This window comes from Rothia mucilaginosa (genome assembly GCF_001061665.1).
Lineage (GTDB): Bacteria > Actinomycetota > Actinomycetes > Actinomycetales > Micrococcaceae > Rothia > Rothia mucilaginosa_A.
Genome location: NZ_JVSP01000009.1, coordinates 12,026 through 32,366, shown reverse-complemented (window position 1 = coordinate 32,366; position 20,341 = coordinate 12,026). Strand labels below are relative to the sequence as shown.

The 20,341-nt window shown below is 61.3% G+C and carries 20 protein-coding genes and 3 tRNA genes; 2 read left to right on the top strand and 21 right to left on the bottom strand.

All coding sequences use genetic code 11. The features are described 5' to 3' along the window. The 5 genes from ADJ95_RS05735 to ADJ95_RS05710 form a co-directional block, all read right to left on the bottom strand. A partial coding sequence (locus ADJ95_RS05735; protein ID WP_152691714.1) for a hypothetical protein occupies positions 1–350 on the bottom strand: 350 nt, incomplete at its 3' end. A gap of 655 nt (positions 351–1,005) precedes the next feature. Beyond that, a complete protein-coding gene (locus ADJ95_RS05725; protein WP_049333442.1) occupies positions 1,006–1,653 on the bottom strand; it encodes a polyprenyltransferase in 648 nt (215 codons plus the stop codon). 242 nt (positions 1,654–1,895) lie between these two features. Then, a complete protein-coding gene (locus ADJ95_RS05720) occupies positions 1,896–2,378 on the bottom strand; it encodes a hypothetical protein (RefSeq protein ID WP_049333440.1) in 483 nt (160 codons plus the stop codon). Positions 2,379–2,527: 149 nt separating this feature from the next. Next, positions 2,528–2,950, bottom strand: a complete 423-nt coding sequence (locus tag ADJ95_RS05715) for a hypothetical protein (RefSeq protein WP_049333438.1) — start codon at positions 2,948–2,950, stop codon at positions 2,528–2,530. A 199-nt stretch (positions 2,951–3,149) separates the two neighbouring features. Further along, positions 3,150–3,476 carry a DUF4190 domain-containing protein gene (locus tag ADJ95_RS05710; protein ID WP_049333437.1) on the bottom strand — a complete coding sequence of 109 codons (327 nt, stop codon included), beginning with the start codon at positions 3,474–3,476 and terminating at the stop codon, positions 3,150–3,152. Between the two features lie 296 nt (positions 3,477–3,772). Between ADJ95_RS05710 and ADJ95_RS05705 the strand changes: the two genes are divergently transcribed. After that, positions 3,773–3,864: transfer RNA gene (locus ADJ95_RS05705), tRNA-Ser, on the top strand. A 62-nt stretch (positions 3,865–3,926) separates the two neighbouring features. Here the strand turns inward: ADJ95_RS05705 and ADJ95_RS05700 are convergent. The 9 genes from ADJ95_RS05700 to ADJ95_RS05660 all read right to left on the bottom strand — a co-directional run bounded on the left by ADJ95_RS05700 (position 3,927) and on the right by ADJ95_RS05660 (position 14,336). Beyond that, positions 3,927–4,472: a SixA phosphatase family protein gene (locus tag ADJ95_RS05700; protein ID WP_049333435.1), complete on the bottom strand. Its 546-nt coding sequence runs from the start codon at positions 4,470–4,472 to the stop codon at positions 3,927–3,929. Positions 4,473–4,590: 118 nt separating this feature from the next. Next, positions 4,591–5,346 carry a winged helix-turn-helix domain-containing protein gene (locus tag ADJ95_RS05695; RefSeq protein WP_049333433.1) on the bottom strand — a complete coding sequence of 252 codons (756 nt, stop codon included), beginning with the start codon at positions 5,344–5,346 and terminating at the stop codon, positions 4,591–4,593. 571 nt (positions 5,347–5,917) lie between these two features. Further along, positions 5,918–6,556 (bottom strand): uracil phosphoribosyltransferase, encoded by a 639-nt coding sequence (gene upp, locus ADJ95_RS05690; RefSeq protein ID WP_049333431.1) that lies wholly within the window; start codon positions 6,554–6,556, stop codon positions 5,918–5,920. A 102-nt stretch (positions 6,557–6,658) separates the two neighbouring features. Next, positions 6,659–6,745: transfer RNA gene (locus tag ADJ95_RS05685), tRNA-Ser, on the bottom strand. Positions 6,746–6,936: 191 nt separating this feature from the next. After that, positions 6,937–7,557, bottom strand: coding sequence for a TetR/AcrR family transcriptional regulator (locus tag ADJ95_RS05680; RefSeq protein ID WP_049333429.1), 621 nt, complete (start codon positions 7,555–7,557; stop codon positions 6,937–6,939). Positions 7,558–7,599: 42 nt separating this feature from the next. Then, the gene (locus ADJ95_RS05675; protein WP_049333427.1) at positions 7,600–10,206 is read right to left on the bottom strand and encodes a YhgE/Pip domain-containing protein; all 2,607 of its coding nucleotides are present in this window, start codon (positions 10,204–10,206) and stop codon (positions 7,600–7,602) included. Between the two features lie 2 nt (positions 10,207–10,208). After that, positions 10,209–11,129, bottom strand: a complete 921-nt coding sequence (locus tag ADJ95_RS05670; RefSeq protein WP_049333425.1) for a multidrug ABC transporter ATPase — start codon at positions 11,127–11,129, stop codon at positions 10,209–10,211. Positions 11,130–11,611: 482 nt separating this feature from the next. Then, positions 11,612–12,139, bottom strand: a complete 528-nt coding sequence (locus ADJ95_RS05665; protein ID WP_049333423.1) for a nucleoside deaminase — start codon at positions 12,137–12,139, stop codon at positions 11,612–11,614. A 37-nt stretch (positions 12,140–12,176) separates the two neighbouring features. Next, positions 12,177–14,336: a RecQ family ATP-dependent DNA helicase gene (locus tag ADJ95_RS05660; protein WP_049333421.1), complete on the bottom strand. Its 2,160-nt coding sequence runs from the start codon at positions 14,334–14,336 to the stop codon at positions 12,177–12,179. A gap of 331 nt (positions 14,337–14,667) precedes the next feature. On the opposite strand from ADJ95_RS05660, the gene ADJ95_RS05655 reads away from it, so the two are divergent. After that, entirely contained in the window at positions 14,668–15,324 is a 657-nt protein-coding gene (locus ADJ95_RS05655; RefSeq protein WP_049333420.1) for a DedA family protein, read from the top strand. A 176-nt stretch (positions 15,325–15,500) separates the two neighbouring features. Here ADJ95_RS05655 and ADJ95_RS05650 read toward each other — a convergent pair whose 3' ends face one another. The 7 genes from ADJ95_RS05650 to ADJ95_RS05620 all read right to left on the bottom strand — a co-directional run bounded on the left by ADJ95_RS05650 (position 15,501) and on the right by ADJ95_RS05620 (position 20,233). Next, positions 15,501–16,019: a hypothetical protein gene (locus tag ADJ95_RS05650; RefSeq protein ID WP_049333418.1), complete on the bottom strand. Its 519-nt coding sequence runs from the start codon at positions 16,017–16,019 to the stop codon at positions 15,501–15,503. 73 nt (positions 16,020–16,092) lie between these two features. Further along, positions 16,093–17,238 carry an MFS transporter gene (locus ADJ95_RS05645; RefSeq protein WP_049333416.1) on the bottom strand — a complete coding sequence of 382 codons (1,146 nt, stop codon included), beginning with the start codon at positions 17,236–17,238 and terminating at the stop codon, positions 16,093–16,095. Positions 17,239–17,302: 64 nt separating this feature from the next. Next, the gene (locus ADJ95_RS05640; RefSeq protein WP_049333415.1) at positions 17,303–17,923 is read right to left on the bottom strand and encodes a hypothetical protein; all 621 of its coding nucleotides are present in this window, start codon (positions 17,921–17,923) and stop codon (positions 17,303–17,305) included. A gap of 142 nt (positions 17,924–18,065) precedes the next feature. Further along, a complete protein-coding gene (locus ADJ95_RS05635; RefSeq protein WP_065423990.1) occupies positions 18,066–18,872 on the bottom strand; it encodes an organic solvent tolerance protein OstA in 807 nt (268 codons plus the stop codon). 101 nt (positions 18,873–18,973) lie between these two features. Beyond that, the gene (locus tag ADJ95_RS05630) at positions 18,974–19,573 is read right to left on the bottom strand and encodes a hypothetical protein (protein WP_049333413.1); all 600 of its coding nucleotides are present in this window, start codon (positions 19,571–19,573) and stop codon (positions 18,974–18,976) included. Beyond that, positions 19,563–20,072, bottom strand: a complete 510-nt coding sequence (locus ADJ95_RS05625; RefSeq protein WP_049333411.1) for an asparaginase domain-containing protein — start codon at positions 20,070–20,072, stop codon at positions 19,563–19,565. The genes ADJ95_RS05630 and ADJ95_RS05625 overlap by 11 nt, the downstream gene beginning before the upstream one ends. Positions 20,073–20,160: 88 nt before the next feature. Then, a tRNA-Lys gene (locus tag ADJ95_RS05620) sits at positions 20,161–20,233 on the bottom strand. Positions 20,234–20,341 lie beyond the last annotated feature (108 nt).

Genomic DNA, 20,341 nt, shown 5'->3' with positions numbered 1-20,341 from the left:
CCCCCGATGGCGTGCTTACCGTGCCGTCGTGCCACGAATGCCTGCCGGAGACCTAAGATACTCAGGAATGGTGCGACGATGACCATGAGTATACCGATTTCAATGCCATAGGCAGACCACCAAAACCCTATGAAGAAAGATAGCAGGCCAAGGGCACCGAAAAGCAGGGAGAAGTTCGCTGCTCTTTCACCGGCTTGCGCCCTCCGCACATCGGAAGGGGGCTCGCTTGCACGTAGCAGCCTGTCGTCCATATCATCAGCGTCGGACTGTACGCTGTCATCTTCCTGGTAAAGCTTGGCGTATTCGGGGTTGTAATCGAAAGCTTCGTTATTTTGGGGTAGCTGCGACATCGCATCCACAACCTTTCAATACCGGGTGTTAAGTGCCTATCGGGTTGAGAGAGCATTTAGGCTCGACATCGAGCCGCTGTGATTAGTGGATGCCCGACAAAGCGTTCAGAATCAATATGATGAGGGCAACGAGAAGAAGGACAACGACTATACCCACCGCGCTGAGAATCATACCCGCGGTAGCGCGCGCACCGTGCCGTCGTGCCACTCGCGCCTGCCAGATACCTAAAACACTCAGTATCAGTGAGAAAGGGATGGCGTACAGCGTCCATCGAATACCCGGGATGCACACTAAACTGAGGATACCGAAGAGCAAGGAGAGGTTCTCGGCGCTCCGCCCAGTTTCCTGACTCGGGAACCCACTCGCGGGTTGCAGTGGGCCCCCTGCGGACCCAACGATGGGTTGCCCGTTACCATTTTGCCGGTAAAGATTGGCGTACTCGGGGTTGTAATCGAAAGCTTCGTTGTTTTGGGGTAACTGCGACATCGCATCCACAACCTTTCAATACCGGGTGTTACCTTCACCCTAGACCTTCCCATCAGAGGGAACAAGCGTGTCCGGCCCAATACGCAAAATATACGGCATATGTACAGCAAAGCCCCGCTCCTCATTGTGAGGAGCGGGGCTCTTACCTCTTCGAGAAGGGCAAAGTTTTTAGAGAAGTGCCAGTATCTGCGCGGCATCAACCAACTCTGAATTAGCGGCAGAATCCGAAAGAGCCAGCATGAGCGCCAGCAGAAAAGCTCCGCCGAAAAGCACTAGGAATATGCCACCAGCGGCTACGTTAATCCAGTTCATGATGCGGCCTGCCGAAGCAGCGGCGCCGTAGCGTTCCGCCTCATTCGCTTTAAGAACACCGATAACACCCAGAATTAGGGAGGGCAGACCGAACAGCCACCAATTGAGAGTCACGATACAAATCAAGCCGATAACGCCGAGCACAGTGGAGGTCTGGGCAGCCTTCTCACCAAAAAACTGCTCGGGGGTCTTCTGCAGAAAACCCGATGGGACCATCATGGGCTGGTCATACTGGTAACCGTACGGGTCGTACTGATTCTGACCATATAGGTCTTGGCCGTACGGGTCATAGGGATACTGATCGTAAGAGCTCTGCCCGTATTGGCCGTACGAACCTTGGCCATACGAACCCTGGCCGTACCGACCGTAAGAGCTCTGCCCGTATTGGCCGTACGAGCCCTGCCCATACTGGCCGTACTGGCTGTTCTGATCGTACTGCTCGTTCAGGTGGTTGTAGTCCGGGTTGTAATCGTAGGAGTCAGAACCCCACGGATTCCGAGACATGGCGTTTCACTTTCGTGCGGCAGGTGTGTGTTAAACAATATTCACCCTAGCCTATCAACGGAACGGGGGCAACTACACCCGTCATTCTGACCCGCGCAAGACACCTCGAGCGTTAGTTCGGGATTCCGCGAATATGCGTAAAGCCCCGCGCCTCAATTCGAGAAACGGGGCTTCTACATGTTGCAGACAAAAGATGGTGGGCTCGGTTCCAAAAGGCTCGGCCAGCCGAACCGCTAACGCGGCTATCCCTTCAGGGTGAACAGGAGCGATAGGAGGGCAATAATCGCAAAGACCGTCAGGGCGATGGGCAGGACTACGCCAATCCAGCTGAGGATGCGCCCCGCCTTTGCCGGCACACCGTGGCGTTCCGCGTCTCGCGCGGCCGAAATTCCCAGGGCGCCCAGAATAATTGATCCGAGGGTGGAGTAGGGAATCCAATACATGAGGAGAATGAGCACCACGCTGATGACGCCAAACGTCAACGAACGCTGTGCCGCTTTCTGGCCCTCCTCCAGGAAGCCAGGGGGCGTGACGATATTCCCCGGGACGCTTTCCGGGTAGGCAGGAGGCGGAGTGTACGCCCCGGCAGGCTTGTAGGTAGCCGGGACATTCCGCGGCTCGCCGCCCGCGCCCTGCCCGGCATCGCGGCCCTCGTAGAGCTGGTTGTACGCGGGATTGTAGTCGAACGGGTCCGGCTCTTGAGGCTGGGGAGTCTGAGACATCATAACCACGATCTTTCAGTATTTATATACGCGACAGGTATTTCGGGGGACGCCCCGATATCTATGGTCTGTTTTCGGCGGCGAGGCTTGGCACCCTCATGGTGCCCGCCCGGGGCTAAGATGCCAACCAACCCGGAAGTTTAATAGGGGGATTAGCTGGCAAGCTGCTGGGATCCGATAATCCCCATCAGCGTGAAGACACACGTGCAGATGAAAATGAGGAGAGCCAAATAGACGCCTATCTGACTCATCCGACGACCCGCTACAGCCGAAACGCCCAGACGCTCCGCTTCCTTTGCTCTAGACATACCGATATAGCCCATGATGAAAGAAGGCACACCGGCAAGAGAACCCAGGCAAACCAGGCTAACAAGACCAAGTACCAGGGAAGTCTGAGCGGCCCGCTCGCCCTCAATCCGCTCGATAATCTTCTGCACGGTATCCGCGGGCAACATCGCAGGCTGGCCGGACGTATCCTGGCCATCCTGCGCAGACAGCTCAGCGAGCTGTTCGTTCAGCTGGTTGTATTCGGGGTCGGAGTCTTCAGGGTTTGAACCCTGCGGATTCTGAGACATGGCATCTCACCTTTGTGGTTGGTCGGCGTTGGCCCGTGTTGTTCCTAGCCTATCACCGAAGCGGCAGCTATATTCACGCTTCGGCTGCGTACACCGCCCGGCACCCCAACGATGCCCCTTCAAGCACACAGAAGCCCGCGTGCGCACGGGGCGCTCGCGGGCTATCACAAGTCATAAAGCCGCTTTGAGCAGACCAATCCTAGTACTTAAGGAAAATCCTCATAGCAATCAGCAGAATAATGCCGGCAGCACCCAGCACGATACCGGAGATTGCCATGCCACGGTTCTTCAGCTCGGGGTTATTCATAGCCAGACGGCCGGTCACAATAGCTACAGCGCCAAGGATGTAGCCGAAGATAAACAGGCTCACAATACCGCTCACCAGAGAGACAATCGACAGGGTCTTTGCCTTCTTCGCCTGAGCCAGCTGCTCAGGGGTCTGAACGGGCACACCGTAAGGAGCCTGCTGACCATACTGGGGTGCCTGGTTGAACTGCGGCTGGGGGTTATTGGGGTTTTCAGACATGATTTCTCATTTCGTTGAGTAAATAAGACAACTCTGGCAACACTGTATGGAAAATTCACACGCCAGAGACGCCCTCTATTTATCGGTCGGACGGTAGCAGTTTATCGAAAATGCGTATAACCCTCAATGGGCACGGCCCGTATCCCACGGAGTAGAGCCCCCGTCGGCTCAGCCGGTTTGGGGCAAAACACCTCGCGTACCTGAGCAACACGCCTAATTCACGCGAGGCCCCTACCGAATTGACCAAGCGCAAAACAGCCTATATTCTTATAGGGATGCGCTCACGAGCGCACCGTGGAGACGTGCCAGAGCGGCCGAATGGACTTCACTGCTAATGAAGGGTCGGGGTTAAACTCGACCGGGGGTTCAAATCCCCCCGTCTCCGCCACTGAAAGCCCCGTACCGGCTGGTACGGGGCTTTTACTATGCCCGTTTCATCGGGCGCACAACCTAGAAGCTCTTGAAGTCCACGAGGCGCGCATCCGCCCCGTCCAGCAGGGCCCACTCCCCCGGCACCTCGAACACCGCGATGGAGGACGGCGGGAAGCCATAGTACACATCCATCGACGCGTTCGGATCGGAGTCGGGGCTCATCAGACGCTGCGCGGCATCCTGCACGCCGGGCAGGTGCGACACCACCATCAGCGAATGAACGTTCTCTGAAACGCCGTTAATGCGCGCAATGATGCGGGCGGCCGAAACCTCGTACAGACCCTCATCCAGATGCGCGGTCGGGGCCTTCGAACCCAGGCCGTCCGCAACCCAGGTGGTCGTCTGGCGCGTGCGCAACGCCGACGAAGACATAATCTGCTCGGGAATATAGCCGCGCGAAGCCAACCAGGCACCCGCGGCGGCAGCCTGCTCGTGACCGCGCTTGGTCAGGGGACGGTCGAAATCGTTCAGGCCCCAATCGGCCTCCGCATGGCGCATAATAATCAGGCGCTTAGCTCCGCTACGGTGCGAGCCGGATGCAGTGTTGGAAGAATTCTCAGCCATACACCCATTTTATCCAGAGCGCGCCGATACATCCCGCGCACCCGCCACCCGGGCATGAGTAAACCCCGGCACACCGGCACGGGGCCGGCGCACCGGGGTGCACCCTAAAACTACAAGCCTAGATGGAGTACTCCGGGGCCGCCCAGACGACGACCTCGGGGTGCTCAAAGAAGCGGTAACCCTGACCGCGCACCGTACGCACGGTACCCGAGAGGCGACCCAGCTTCGAACGCAGGCGACGAATGTGAACGTCAATCGTGCGCTCGTGCGGGTGCTCGTCACCCGAGCTCCACAGGGCCTTCAGCAGTTCCTCGCGGCCAACCGTGCGGGAGCTATTCTCAACCAGGTGGGCCAGCAGCTCGAACTCCTTGAAGGTCAGCATCAGCGGCTCACCGTCCAGGAACACCTCGCGGCGAGCCAGGTCAATCAGCACACCCGAGGAGTGGCCGTTCATGCCCTCCGCCTCGCGGGCGGTATTCGCCTCCGGGTAGGTGTACACGGCGGTCGGATCACCCAGCGCGTTACGGACCACCTCAAGGTCGCTACCCTCGGCGTTCACGGGAGCCAGCGCCACGGCGGCGTAAGACTCAGATTCGGGGGCCAGGTGGTGGGCGTAGGTGCGCAGATCCTGAACGATGCGCACCAGGGAGGTACCGTTTGCGGCGGCGAGCTCCTCATTCAGACCCACGTACAGCACGAAGCCGCGAGCCTCGTTCTCCTGAGCATTCTTGTGGGGGGAGGAATCCCCCGCGGAGAATGTCATCGGACGCAACGTTGCGGCAGGTGCGGCGGGACGATGGGGCTGGACGGCCTGACGCTTCGCGGCGCGGCCTCGCTGGGAGATGTGGACGTATCCAGGTACAGCACCTGACATGGTTCAGCCTTCTCTCAAAATCTACGTAGGAATTGCCTTACCTACATGGTGGTGGGGTGCGCCGGAAGTGACGCGTGGCCCAACAGTCCCTAATACCTGTTCGAGCATCAATCCTTTCTCTTAATATTTCTCCTATTTGACGGATAAATCAAGCGAATTCGGCATCGTGGATACTTCCCGCATCCAAAAAGGAGTACAATACATCCCCACTCATCCGGGCCAGACTCGTCCCGCATCAAGCCCCGTCGCGCCCCATCTACATAAATATTCATCTAAAGCGGCATGATGACGCGGAGCACTGTATTTTCATGCCCTCAATCAAAGCTTGAGAGACCCTCAAATACCCCTCATTAACCCAACAATATCCACATGAAATGATTCTTGTCACATGTAGATTTTTTGAATTATCCCTCCCCCGTTCGACGGAGGGGGAATCATCGACACCACCCATCCCGCATCGTACGCACGCCCTATTAGACAAAAGCGTCCCCGCGCGGGCTATCGAAATAGCCAGCGCGGGGACGGTGCACAATTGGTCTCGCGAAACCGTCTCGCGAAGCCGAATCAAAAATTATTCAGCCAGGCCGTACAGGCGATCGCCAGCATCGCCCAGGCCGGGAACGATGTAGGCCTTCTCGTTCAGGCGCTCATCGCGGGCAGCCAGGAACAGGTCCACGTTCTCCATACCCTCAACGCCCTTCTCCAGGGCGGCGATACCCTCGGGGGCGGCAATCAGGCACACGCAGGTCACCGACTCGGCACCGCGCTTACGCAGGAACTTAATAGCCTCGATCAGGGTGCCGCCGGTGGCCAGCATCGGATCCAGCAGGTACACCTGACGACCCGTCAAATCCTCCGGCAGACGCTCGGCATAGGTCACGATGTCCAGGGTCTCCTCGTTGCGAGCCATACCCAGGAAACCCACCTCGGCGGTCGGCACCATGCGGGTCATGCCCTCCAGCATGCCCAGACCAGCACGCAGAATCGGCACCACCAGCGGCTTCGGGTTGGCGATGCGCACACCGGTCGTGGTAGCCACCGGAGTCACCACCTCAACCTCCTCCACGCGAATCTCGCGAGTAGCCTCGTAGGCCAGGAGAGTCACCAGCTCGTCAACCAGCTGACGGAAAATCGGGGAAGGGGTGTTCTTATCGCGCAGAACACTAATCTTGTGGGCGACCAGCGGGTGGTCAAGAATCTTAATACGCATGGCATAAATTTTACTCGCACTCGCATATACATTCACAGGCGAGCCGCGTAATTCGGCAAACAGAAAACCCGCCGAGCTCAGCTCGACGGGTTTTCGTTGGTGCGGTGGTGGAGGGATTTGAACCCCCGTTGGCTTTTACACCAAACATCATTTCGAGTGATGCACCTTCGGCCGCTCGGACACACCACCAACAGTGGAAAAGTGTAGCACACCCCAAGACAAAAGGGCAAGAAAAGCACAGGGGTGGGATGTATCTTCTCCCACCGGGGCAAAAACGCGTGCGGCAACCGGGTGTCGCCCTTTTCACGGCCCTTTTACCGTGCCCTTTTCGACACCCGACACCGAAGTCCCGGCAACATCAACGAACCCGGCGGGTTCGTCTAATGACGGATATACCCATCTATAACCAGCATGACAGCACGCGTCGCGTCCTCAGCGTTGCGGTCAACCTGATGGACCTCGCGATCCATGGCAAGCATGTAAATCGCGCCGAACATAGAGATTGCAATCGCACGAGGATTCTGAGCGGTATCAACCGTGTAGCGGCGAGATACGGCCTCCGTCATCTCCTCCAGATACTCCAGAAGATCCTGACGGTTATCGCTCATCGTCTCGGTCCAACCCTCCGCACCCTTCCAGGCCTCCGAAAGCCACATCCGGGTAAAGCCCGGGCGGTCCTCGAGGTACTGAAACGCGGCACGAACGGCACTCCGCAACGCCTCACGCGGGTCGGACTGGGCCGACGCCGCGCGGCGCGCATCGCTCAGCAGCAACTGCGTGCCGTACTGAACCAGCTGATCCACCATAGTCTTCTTGGAACCGAAGTTGTAATACACGGTTCCCTTAGAAACACCCGCCCGAGCAGCCACCTCTTCAACAGTGGCGTACTCAAGCCCCTTCTGGGTCATGATATCCATAGCAGCGTTGAACAACTTCAACTGAGTTTTACCAGTACGGCCGGGACGACGACTTGCAGCTTCAGCGACTGGTCGCTGCAACATCAGAAGTCCTCCCTCCCTTTTTGCAGGTATACCTCTATTTTATTAGACAGTGATCTCCGGTGCGAGCTTCTTCAACGACCAGGTGCGATCACGTCGCGTGCCCAGGTAACCCAGCAGCAAGCCCGCCAGACCCCACAGGGTCAGAACCAGCATGATGCCCCACAGGCTCGACTCGTTCACGCCATACGACAGGCGACGCATACCCGTCACCGCATAACCCATCGGGAAGAAATCGTGCATCCAACGAATCGACTCGGGCAGAGTCTCGTACGGCATCGTGCCGCCGCCGGTCACCAGCTGCAGAATCAGGACCACCAGAGCCACCAGCTTGCCGGGAGCACCCAGGAACACCGTCAGACCGTGAATAAATCCGGTGAAGATCAGAGCCACAAAGCACAGGAACAACCACGCCAGCCACGGGTGAGCCATCTCAAAGCCCAGACCGAACTTAATCACCACGAACATGAGCGTCGCCTGAGCAATACCCACCAGACCGAAGGGCATCCAGCTACCGAGCATCACGCGAACCGACGGGGCGTGCGAAGCCAACGCACGGTTATTCATCACGCGCAGCGTCTGAACCAGCATCAGGCCACCAATCCACAGCGCCAGGCACATGAAGAACGGACCCATGCCCTCACCGTAGTTACGGCCCGAAGCCAGGGAATCGTGCGAGAGCGTCACAGGGTTCGACATCGTGTCGGCCACCTTCGCCTGCTCCGACTCCGAAAGGTTTGGAACCTGCTTCGTGCCAGAGGCCAGGCCGCTCTGCAGGGAGGAGGTGCCATCCTTCAGCTCCGAGGCACCGCTATTCAGCTGATCCGTGCCGCTGGCCAGCTTCTCCGTACCCTCGGTGAGCTGGGACGCGCCGTCCTTCAGGTTCGACGCGCCATCGGCCACCTTCTGCTGGCCCTCGACGGCGCTCTGCTCCTTTTCGGCCAGAGTGCTCGTGCCGTCCTTCAGGGTCGCGGTACCGCTCTTGAGCGATTCGGTACCCGACTTCAGGTTCTCGGTGCCCTCAGCCAGGGAAGAGGCGCCCGAAGCGAGGGAGGATGCACCCGAAGCAATCTGGGCGTTACCATCGGCCAGGGTAGCCGCGCCCGAAGCAAGCGAAGAAGCACCGCTATCAACGCGGGCCGCACCCTCAGCCAGGGAAGAGGCGCCCTTCGCCACCGAGGTGGAAGCCGCATCCAGCGCGTCCACGCCCGACACCAGGGTCTGAATCTTAGCCGCAGAGGACGAAGAACCGTCCGCGACGCAGTGGCTCGACTTCAGGGCTTGTAGCTTCGACATAGCATCTGCGGCAGTCGCACTGCGCGAGGCTAAATGAGACTCCAGAGCCTTCTGGTTCAGCGTTGCCACCTCACCCTTAAACTCATCGGAATCCACCGAAGACACCAGCTCATCGGCCTGCTGCTGGGTCATGGTGCCAGCGGCCACCATCGGCGCCAGACGCTCGCGAAGCCTCTGCGCACTCGCCGACACCACGGTATTCGACAGGTCGCGGCCAAAATCACCGCTCGGGGCGGAGGTGTCCGTCTGCTGCAGGTGCTGACACATCGCGTTCAGCTGGCCCGGCAGCTCGCGGATACCCGACTCATCCAGGCCCTGACGCAGCTTGTGGGTGCCCTCAGCCAGGCTGTTCGCGCCCTGGGCCAGGGTGGCCGAGCCATCCTTCAGCGAAGAAGTACCCTGAGCCAGGGTGGCCGAGCCGTCCTTCAGCTTCGACGCGCCGTCAGAAGCCGAAGCCGCGGCAGAAGCCAGGGTCGAAGTGCCGTTCTTCAGGGTCGTCGAGCCGTCCACCAGCTTCGCGGCGCCCGAATTCAGGGTTGCGGCGCCCGAATCCAGGGTTGCCGCACCGCTTGCCAGCTTATCCGCGCCATCGGCCAGCTGCTTCTGCGCATCCACCAGCTGGGTCGTGCCATCAGAAAGGGTGACTGTGCCGTCCTTCAGCTTGAGGGCACCGTCGTTCACCGTGGCCGAGCCGTCTTTGAGCTGAACAATCGCATCGGCCAGCTTGACCGTGCCGGTGTTCACCTTCTCTGCGCCGCTGGCCGCCTCCCCCATCTTCGAGTGAATCGTGGTGAAGCTTGCCAGCAACGCATTCGCGGTGGCATTACCCACCTTCGACGCCACCGAATCGCGCACCGATGTGCCCGCCTTCGTCACGATATTCGTCAGCACGTAGTTGTTCGCGTCATTCGTGACAATCTCAATACCGGCCGACTGGGGATCAATCGTGCCCGTATTACCGTTGGCATCCGGCTTAAACGCGGCCGCGCTCTGCAGGTTACGGGAGAAATTCTTCGGAATCACCAATGCAAAATCGTAGGTGCCCTTCTCCACACCGTCGACGGCCTCCTCGCGGGTCGGAACCTGACGCCAATCAAACGTGCCGGCGTCCAGAAGATTCTTCTTCACGTCGGCACCGGTATTCACCTGCTGGCCGGAAGAATCCGTCGCGCCCTCATCCTCAACCACGAGGGCACCCACGATGCCGTTCACGTGGCCGTAGGCGTCCCAGTTGCCGTACAGGTACAGGGCACCGTACAGCAGGGGGATGCAGGACATCGCAATGAGCACCAGGACCGGCAAAACACCGCTGGTCAGGCGCTTAAGCTCAACAAGAGCAACACGCAGAACAGTCATTCTTACTCCTTCTCAGCGGTCTTCTGGGTGTTGGGTTTCTGGTCAGCGGGTTTCTGATCAGTGGATTTCTGATCAACGGCCCGAACGGCTTCGGTCACGCCGGACGCCGCGGGAACGGGGGTCGCCACAACGGTGGCTTCGGCCGCTACCCCGGCCGCGGGGGTGAGGGGAATCGAAGAGGTCAGGGGGATTTCCTCCACCTCACGCACCTCAATCACGTCAATCTCCGGCTCGATCGATTCCTCCGCCGGTTCGTCCTCGGGGGCCTCGAACTTCCCCTCTTGATCCATGTGGACGCTACCCACCACGGCACGCGCACCGTGCCAGGTATCGGAAATATGCGGGACAATCGCCACCACAGTGCGGGGGCGGTCCTCATCGTTGGCCAGCTCCTCGAGGAAGGGAAGCCACATGCGCGTGTGGTTCAGGTGGCGCGACGGGGTATCGAAGACCAGCAGATCCGAGGGGCTGCTCTGTGCCAGGGCGGCCATGAGCTCGATGTTCATCTCGCCGTCCAGCTCGTCCATCCACAGGCCGTCCAAATCCTCGAGGCCGCGCTCCTTCAACCAGCGGCCCGCGTGGGAACGACCAAAAATCGGCAGATTGTAGGAGAGCATCTCAGAGACGTAGTCGTGCACGCGCATGTGCTGCTCTGGGGAGGTCACATCGGGGGAATCGATAATGTCGCTGATGCGGCGCAGCTTCTTCATTGAAATCGGCTGAGGCTCCTCATCGCCGGCGCTCCAGTAAATCTCGCCGCCCGACAGGGGCAAACGGCCGGTGAGGGCCAGGCCCAGGGAGGTACGTTCCATCTGGCTGTCGGCCTGAACGATGATGACTTCGCCCCCACCTACCGAGAAAGTGGTGCGGCCAAAAAGGGCGTGGTGACGCCCCTTGGCCCAGATGTTATCAACGCGAAGCACGGCGGTCCCTTCAATTTGTACGACGGGTAGAAACGGTAAAAGTACGAGCCCGAGGACCTCGTTCCGCGATACCTGCTGAAGGACGCGGAGGGGTTCTCAGGCTCCGATGCTTATATATCGTAGACCCGGTTAAGTGTGGTTTTGTGGGGATTTTCGGGTGAAAAAGCGTCTATTTTTGAAATTTTTGGAGTATTTTTCAAAGAATTGGGGTTTTTCGTTCAAATAAGCCACGAACCCATGACCGGTTTCACTAGGCCTCCTCCCCCGCTACAATCCCAGGGAACAGGCCCCGGTGACAAACCCCTGTGACAGGCCCCTGTGACAGGCCCCGGGCGCGACGGGGGGGCGACTGGGCTGGGAGGCAGGGCAGAGCGGCAGAATCCACTCGCCGAATTATTCGCAACAGAATACCGGCGACAGGGCACAGCCGAAGGGTGCGCCGCCGAGGGGCACACCACCGAGAAACGCGGGCAGGAACGCGCTCAGGAGCGACGCTCCCTGAAAAAATCCAGCATGAGCCGTGCGCACTCCTCGGCGCGCACCCCCGCATACACTTCGGGAGCCGGCGCCACCCGCCCGTCCCGCAGCACATCGTAGCGGCTACCGGAGGCGCCCGTCTTCTCCTCCCAGGCGCCAAAAACCACCGTCGAGACGCGCGAGGCCAGAATCGTGCCGGCGCACATGAGGCAGGGCTCGACGGTCACCACGAGGGTGCATCCCTCCAGCCGCCACTGCCCCAGCCGCGCCGCCGCCTGCCGAATCGCGTTCACCTCCGCGTGGGCACTGGGGTCGTGTTCCCGCTCGCGGGTGTTGCCGGCGGAGGCGACGACGGTCCCGTGCTCATCCACGACGACGGCGCCGATGGGAATCTCGCCGCGCTCACCGGCGGCCTTCCCCTCCGTCAGGGCAAGGCCCATCCACTCACGGTGGTCGGCACGCGCGGGAATGTCACTGAGCACGGTGGAAGAACCGTCATCAACCGTCAAATTTAAATATTCCGAATATGACATATAACCTCGTCGGGGAGTAAAAGAGCGTGAAACGCGACTAGTGAGTAGCGGCCAAAGAGAAAGGATACACCGCGGCGGCCCCGGCCTCCCTCAACGCGCGAGCCACCACCGTGTTAGCCCAGCGGGAATCCACCAGATCCGAAACCAGCAGAACCGCGCAGCGGTTCTCGCGCACGTAGTCCAGCACCTCGCTCGGAACCAGGTAAGAACGCAAAACGTCGGCACAGCGGAAGGCGCTATTACCACCGAAGAAGCGGGGCTCCTCCACCAAAGAAACCTGCCCCAAATCCATCAGACGACCCACCGTAGCCAGCCCCCGGCCCAGGGACTGCGCCAGGCGAGGACGCACCGGCGACGGCAACGTCAGCACCGCGGTCGGTCGCCCCGCGGCACCCCACTGCCACGCCGCCAGCACCTTCACGCAGGCGCGGCCCAGGTCAGTCGGCACCTCAGAGTCAACCGGCTCACCAAGCTCGTTCGTGGCGAAGAGCTCGCGCAGGCGCGTTCCGTACCCCATATCGCTCAGGCGCGCCATCGCATAACCGGGCTCAGCCTGTTCCTCCTTCGACAGGCGGCCACGCGGAGCGGAGACGCCCATCAGCTGGTCCAGGCCGGTGGGCCACATGCGGCGCGGCTCCACCGGAACCCCCACGGTAGCAAAGCTCTGACGCGCCGCCTGCTGCGCCTCCTCGGGAACCTGCGTCGAGTACCAGGGTCCGGCGCACCGGTCGCATCGCCCGCAGGGCTGAGCGGAGGTATCGTCGAGCTGGCGGGCGAGGAACACCATGCGGCACCCCTCCGTCCGCTCGTACTCCAGCATGGACTCCTGCTCGCGCACGCGCGCACGCGCAACCCCCGCGTAGCGTTCGCGGTCGTAGCTCCAGGGAGCCGAGGTGCGGCACCAGCGGCTCCTCTCCTTTACGACGGCGCCCTCGACGTCCAGGACCTTGAGCAGCAGCTCCAGGGTTGAGCGGCGCAGCTGCACACGCGCCTCCAGCGCGGCAAGGCTCAGGCCCTCGGGGGTCTGCTCGAGGGCGGCCAGCACCTGCAGGGCCTTCTCCTCCTCCGGCATCGAGGAGGTCGCGAAGTACTCCCAGATGGCCCGGTCCCCGCGCCCGGGTAGCAGCAGGACGTCCGCGTTGGCGGCCCCGCGGCCCGCACGGCCGATCTGCTGGTAGTAGCTCACCGCAGAGGAGGGCGCGCCCAGGTGCACCACGAACCCCAGGTCGGGCTTGTCGAAGCCCATGCCGAGAGCGCTGGTCGCCACGAGGGCCTTGACGCGGTTCTCCTTGAGGGCCTGCTCGGCGGCCATGCGCTCATCCGGGTCGGTCTTTCCGGTGTAGGCGAGCACGTCGTATCCGCGAGCGCGCAGGGCGGAGGCGGTATCCTCCGCCGCCGAAACGGTCAGCGCGTAGATGATGCCCGAGCCGGGTAGCTCGTTCAGGTGCGCCATGAGCCAGCCCAGGCGCTGGCCCTCGTCGGGCAGTGCGAGCACGCCCAGGCGCAGGGAGGCCCGGGAGAGCGGGCCGCGCACCACGTACACCTCGGGTGCGTCCCCGGCCGCGGCGCTCAGCTGCTCGGCGATATCTCGGGTCACGCGGTCGTTTGCTGTAGCGGTCGTAGCGAGCACGGGCACGCCGGCGGGCAGAGAAGAAATCAGCGCACCGATGCGGCGATAGTCCGGGCGGAAGTCGTGGCCCCAGTCCGAAATGCAGTGGGCCTCATCAATCACGAGCAGGCCCAGGCGAGGCATGAGAAACGGCAGCCACTGCTCGCGGAACGCCGGGTTGTTGAGCCGCTCGGGGCCAACCAGGAGCACGTCGAGCTCGTCGGCTTCGACCTGCTCGCGGATGCGGTCCCACTCGGTGACGTTCGCTGAGTTCACCATGGCGGCGCGCACCCCCGCGCGGGATGCGGCAGCCACCTGGTCGCGCATGAGCGAAAGCAGCGGGGAGATGATGAGTGCCGGCCCGGTACCCCGGGCGCGCAGGAGCAGCGAGGAGATGAAGTAGACCGCGGACTTACCCCAGCCGGTGCGTTGTACCACCAGGGTGCGGGCGCGGCCGGCCACGAGGGCGTGAATCGCCTCGTACTGGCCGTCGTGGAAGTCGGCTTCGGAGGCGCCGGTGAGGCGGCGCAACAGTTCGCGGGCCTCGTCGCGCAGGGAGGTGGCGGTGTCCGGCTGCTGGGGGTTCATGGTTTTCTCCGACGGTGGGTGGTTCGCGGGCGGGCGCTCCGACGCGCTGTCTTCCCATCATGTCACACCCGGCGCATCCTGGCCTCGGAGCCGGTCATTTCTTGGGAGGGTGTGCGAGTTCCGCATCACTGCGCGCCGTTTCGTTCTCGGGCCCGGAGATTTACGCCTCGCTCACCCGTGCATCCGGGCTAAACCCCGGTAGAATTGTCTCTGTGCTACACAGCCTCCGCATAGTTTTGCACTATGTTCACCATAGGCACGTTCTCTATGCTGGTGTTACTCCGCCGCCGCCAATCCGTGCGCGCGGTCCACTCACAGTTCAGGATTTTTCATGACTTTTCTTGCCGCCGCCCTCGCGCAGCTTCCGGTTGCGCTGCTAGGCCTTAACCTTGAACAGTTCCTGCTCGACACCGGCCCCTGGGTTCTGGTTGTTTCGGCGATCATTGTTTTCATTGAGTCGGGTGTGCTGTTCCCGGTTCTCCCGGGTGACTCCCTGATTTTTGCGCTGGGTATGCTACACCAGCAGATGGGTCTGTCCCTGTGGGTTGCGTTCCCCGTGCTGGTAATTGTGGCAATGGCCGGCGCCGAGGTGGGATACCAGATTGGTGCCCGCTACGGCCGCAACATCTTCAAAGATGACGCGAAGATTCTGAGCACGAAGAACCTGCACACTACTGAGGAGTTCTTCCAGAAGCGCGGTAGTTTGGCCCTGGTTCTGGGCCGTTTCGTGCCGATTGTGCGTACCTTCGTTTCGCTGGCAGCCGGTATCTCTTCGTACGACCGTAAGAAGTTCCACCTGTGGAACACCGTCGGCGCCATTGCGTGGATCGGCGTGATTGGTCTGGCCGGTGTGCTGCTGGGCGGTATTCCGTTCGTGCACAACAACATCGAGTACATCGCCGTGATTATTGTGCTGGTTTCCGTGGTGCCGGTCTTCATCGAGTACCTGCGCGGCCGCTCGAAGGCTAAGCGTGAATCCGCTGAGTAATGATTGAAGTCCCTCTAGGCCAATGAACCGGGGACGAGAAAAGGTGGGGATACCGTCTGGTATCCCCACCTTTTGCGTTCTCTCAAGCTCTGTGAAGTAGCGGTACCGAAAGCTTGCTTCCCCCGGTACTACCTGACATATCAGGCCCTATCGCGTCCCTTTACACAGGTAACCCTTTAGTACGCGCCAGCCGCGTACGTGTACCGGCGCATACTGGGGGTGAACAGCAATACCGTTATTACCGTGTTACAAACAGTAGGCAGATTCACCACCACAAGAACAAAAACGAAGTGCGCCAACTCTGCACCGCTCAGCGTCTGTACATCGACAGAGTTGAAGAGTATGACGGAACCATAAATGTATAAAATACCGCCCAGCGCGCCAAAAATACTCAAAACGATGCTGACGATGCGTGCCCAATTACGCCGTAGCCAGAGGAATAACAGAGCGATAATAGTTACCGCGTCCATCAGGATGATTTTGACCAGTGCAGGGATGGTTACTTGCGTCAGCGCCTCTGAATTCATCGCGGTATGGTTCCGCTCCAAAGCGCTCACGGTAGACTGTGCCGCCCCAATCAAAATAATCAGCACAGTAAGCGCTGTCACCCAGATCAAAGCAACAGGACGACCGTTGGATCGTGGCTGGCTTTGCTGGTATTGAGGGGCTAATCCCGGAGCTCCGTACTCTGACATTATCGTTCCTTTCTATGTTCTCCATCCCGCGACGGGAGAACCGAATAGTCTGTTTGGGGGACGGCTCGCACCGCTAGTTGAGGCGGTACCCTTCCTCGGTGTACACCGAGGTGTCCTTGTAGCCGCGCTGTTCCTTGCGAGGCTTCTTCCGGTCAGCCTTGCGGCGGGCCGTCTCGTACTGCTGAGCAACGGCCTCTTCAGCCCGTCGGTTGGCTTCCTCGTCTTCCCGATGTGCCTGTGCTTCTTCCAGGCGAGCACGCGTTTCTGTATCTGCGCTCTGATGACTGAGGACGTTCTCCTCATCGACCGGCTCGTCATCAACCAGCTCGTCATCGACCGGTTCGTCACCGTCGAGCTCGCCGTCATAAGGTTCCAGACCGGCACGCTCGGCGCGGAGCGTCAGCAGAATCTCGCCCTCCAGACGCTGCTTCTCCAGGGGGTTTTCCGTCACCGCCATCTTCGCGCGAAGATCGAGGATTCGCTGCTCGGCGGGGGTGCGAGTCACCCGTTCCTCCTCGTCAATCAGCCGGAGCATTTCCAGGTAATGGGCGGCCTGCCTCTCCTCGATGGTCATGCCCGCCTCTTCGTCGGCCCCGGCCACGTTTTTCGCGCCCTCCGCCGCGGGTGCCGGAGGCTCCTCGGACAGGACGACATCCTCATCCCGAGTAGAGACAAGGCCCAGCAGAAAAATGAAAAGTGCGGCGCCAACGCCCACGATGATGACCAGCACCTTCGTCACGGTCAGGGAGGCGGTGGCCGGGCTCGTCGCGGGGTTCAGCGCGGTGAAGGCCGGGAAGAAAAACCCGGCCAGGTCGAAGGACCCCGCGGTGATGAGCATGCCGCTCAGGCAGCAGACGGCCGCGTAGAGCATCAGCGTCTGACGTGCGCCCCTGCTACCCGTGCACAGGACCGCCAGGAAGCACAGGATGATTAGTTCCACCCAGATGGTTCCGCTCAGAAGGCGAGGCACGGCAATGGTGAAGAATGAGACGATGTCCCAGCCGTGTCCGGCGGATGCGAGGGCCTGGTGCGCGTCCAAACCCGCATACACGAGCATGAGCCCCACGCCCAGGCAGAAGGAGATATCGACTAGCACTGAAGTCTTCTGCACCGGCTCAATCCGTTCCTCGCCGTCATCGGGCGTCTCTACGGTGTCATCGTGCCCTTCGGGGTCGATACGGATTTGTGACTCGTGTGCGGGGTCGGAAGTAGGGGTCACGGGGTTCGTCCTTATCGGTGGTTGGTGAATAAACTATCGGCGGGCCGCAGGCCCGCGGCAGAGGTTAGAGCAGGTAGTCCTTGCGGCGGCTCAAACGCCACGAGCTGCGGGCCGCCATGTAGGCACGCGACTGGCGCGACCACACCAACGCCAGCGCGATGACGCACACCACCAGGTAACCCCCGGCGATGTACACGGGCGTGTACAGGGGCGAGGAGGTGCTCAGCAGGAACTCGACCTCCTGGCTGGGCGCACCGTTCAGCGTGGCGAGCATGGCACCCACGCTCAGCATAATCAGCATCGCCGAGATAATGCCCATCACCAAAGATACCGAAAGCACCACCGCGGCCCAGCGGTAGCCGCGGATGAACGCCACCGTGCAGAAACTGTGCAGCACCACATTCCCGAGGGTGCACAGCATCAGGAAGAGCACCGGGTAGTAGGCCTGCGCCTCCACGAGGGTGGAGGAATGCCAGGTGGACAGGCGCGGAAGATGGGTCGTCGTCAGCGACACAGTGGTGTACACCAGCAGCGCCACCCAGCCCGCGGAAATGGCCAGGAGCACCCAGCCGGCAACCGACACGAGGTTCGGGGTCGGCGGTTTAGAGCGCGAGGACTTCACGGACGCCTCGGGGGAGGTAGCGGCCGGAGCCGCGGGGAGCGGTGCGGGTTCGGGGGTAGGCATGGTTGGATCTTTCGAGGGCCTGCGCGCCGTGATATACGACGGTTCATCGATGCGGCGGGTAGGCGCGGGGTACGTATGGTGTGGTGAAATACGGTGTGTTCGGTGAGCTTATGTGCATCGGCCGGGGCGTTCCGGCGGAATCCTAATCGGAGGGGGCGGCCTCCGCGCCCGTACCGGAATCTTCGGGTGCCTCGGATGCGTCGGCCTCGTCCTGCGGGGCGGGATGCGTGAGCGCGGTCCTCAACTCGTTGAAACGGTAAATCGTTAGTAGGGACAGGCCAACCTCACTCACCCACACCAGACCTAGGCCACAGAGCACCAGCATCGGGTCGAACCCCATAGAGACGCCCGCCCAGTCCAGCATGAGAAGCAGGAACGTGATGGGTGAGAGCACCAGCCCCACGCCAATGTACCCAATCAGCGAGCAAATCGCCCAGATGCTGTACACGGAGGTGTCGGCAACGTCGTTCGGCGGGCGCAGAAGCGGCCAGGCCTGGACGATGATGTACAGGGCCGCAAGCAGCCAGAAACAAATCGCCAGCGGCTGCGTGTACTGGGCGATGATGAGGCCCTCCGTCAGGCCCAGAACACTCAGAATGGCGACGCGCACCAGCAGGTTTTTGCGTAGCTGACGCTGGCGTATTCTAATCTCATCGCGGGAGTAGGTGCGCAGAAACGCCGGAAGCGCGGCCGGTGCCACCGCGGGGTTGAGGGAGGTGGTCGGGGCCTGCGCTACGTGCGGGGCGGGTAGGGGCGCATCCTTCGGGGATGCAAGAGGCACGGCCTTCGCGGGAACCGTGCGGTGCATCGCGGTGGAGGGGACGCTCACCTCCGCGGAAGCGGGCCGCAGGTCGCGGATGGGCGCCTGGTACCGGGTCCGCACGGCGGTGCCATCCGGGGTTTCGACGGACGGTGCGGAATCGTCTGTGGTCCGGTCCGGGGTACCCATATATCTCCTCCTGACGGCGTGGACGACAGTTTACGCCTCTACCGTATCATGCGCAGTTGAAGGCTTCCCGAACATGAAAAGAGGGGGCAGCCGGTGCCCTTTTAGCCGCCGGTGTTCTCCGAGAACGGCCCGCGGTGGAAGGCCTCGTTACGCCTGATTACCCGGCGCAGAACCACCGCGTAGAACAGCGAGAAGAAAAACTCCAGCACGAATGACCCCATGACCGTAAATACGGCTCCCGCGTAGAATGCCCCGAAGTGTTTAAAGAGCGCATCCGGCCCGTGCAGGGCGAATAGCAGGTACGCGAAGAAGACACCCATCACCGCGGCCAGGAGCGCCGAGACGGCGTTGCCCCAGTAAATCAGCATGACGGAGCGGTCGGCGCGGTAGATGGTGGCCAACCAACCCTGCACGACCAGGTACACGAGCGGCACAGCACCCACGGGAAAGAGAGCCGCGCGCATGAAGAAGTACACCATGCCGAGCGCGGGGGCGATGAGCAGTACGACGCGCACCGCGTAGAGCACCTTTGCTGGCAGGGGCTCGCTACTGCCAATATCCCAAGGCTCCACAACGAGGGCCTCCGCTGGCTCGGAGAGTTCCGAGCCGCGGGGCCCCGGTGCGGCGGAGCGCGGGCCGTGCTCCTCCGGCGACTGTGCCGATTCAGACGACTGCGCCGGTTCGGGCGCGTTAGCCCTCAAAAATACCTCGGGAACGGTCCTTGCGAACGCTCTCAGCCGGGAAGATGCGGCCGCTCATGCTGATGTACACACCCGGGTCCAGCAGGTTCAGGGCGGCGATTGCGGCACCCAGGTTGAAACCGGCGTCGGAGCGCGCCATGACGGCCGGCTGCATTGCGCCGGTCAGCACCACGACCTTCTCACCCAGCTTCGCGTGCTCGAGCAGGTAGCGGGCGGTTTCGGGCATGGTATCGGTGCCGTGGGTGATGAGCACCTGGGTGTTGGTGACGGCGTCCAGGGCCTCGGTCAGCTCGGCGCGGTCCTCGTCGGTCATATCCAGGCTGTCCTTGCCGATGAGCGGGCGGATGTCGAAGCGCACGTCGGTAATGACGCGGTCGAGCAGGTCCTTGGCGGCGGGCTCACCGATATCCATGGTGCCGGCGACAGAGTAAAACTTGTCGATCGTGCCGCCGGTGGCCAGAATCGTGATTTCTTCGGGGTTCTTAATGGTGACGCTCACGGGGTCTCCTCATCTCTTGAGCAACAGAACCAATAACGACGCAAAAACCCGCCGACCCCCGCTGAGCGGGAGGCGACGGGTCGTTCGGTGCGCCCTGTGGGGCTCGAACCCACGACCTGCGGATTAAAAGTCCGTAGCTCTACCGACTGAGCTAAAGGCGCTCTTTCCGCATAGCTATACAGCCTGCAGATAAAAACTACTATACACTAACGGCTCTCGCCTCCGGAACGGTGCGGGGCGCGGCACGGCGGGCGAAAATGCGCGGGGTC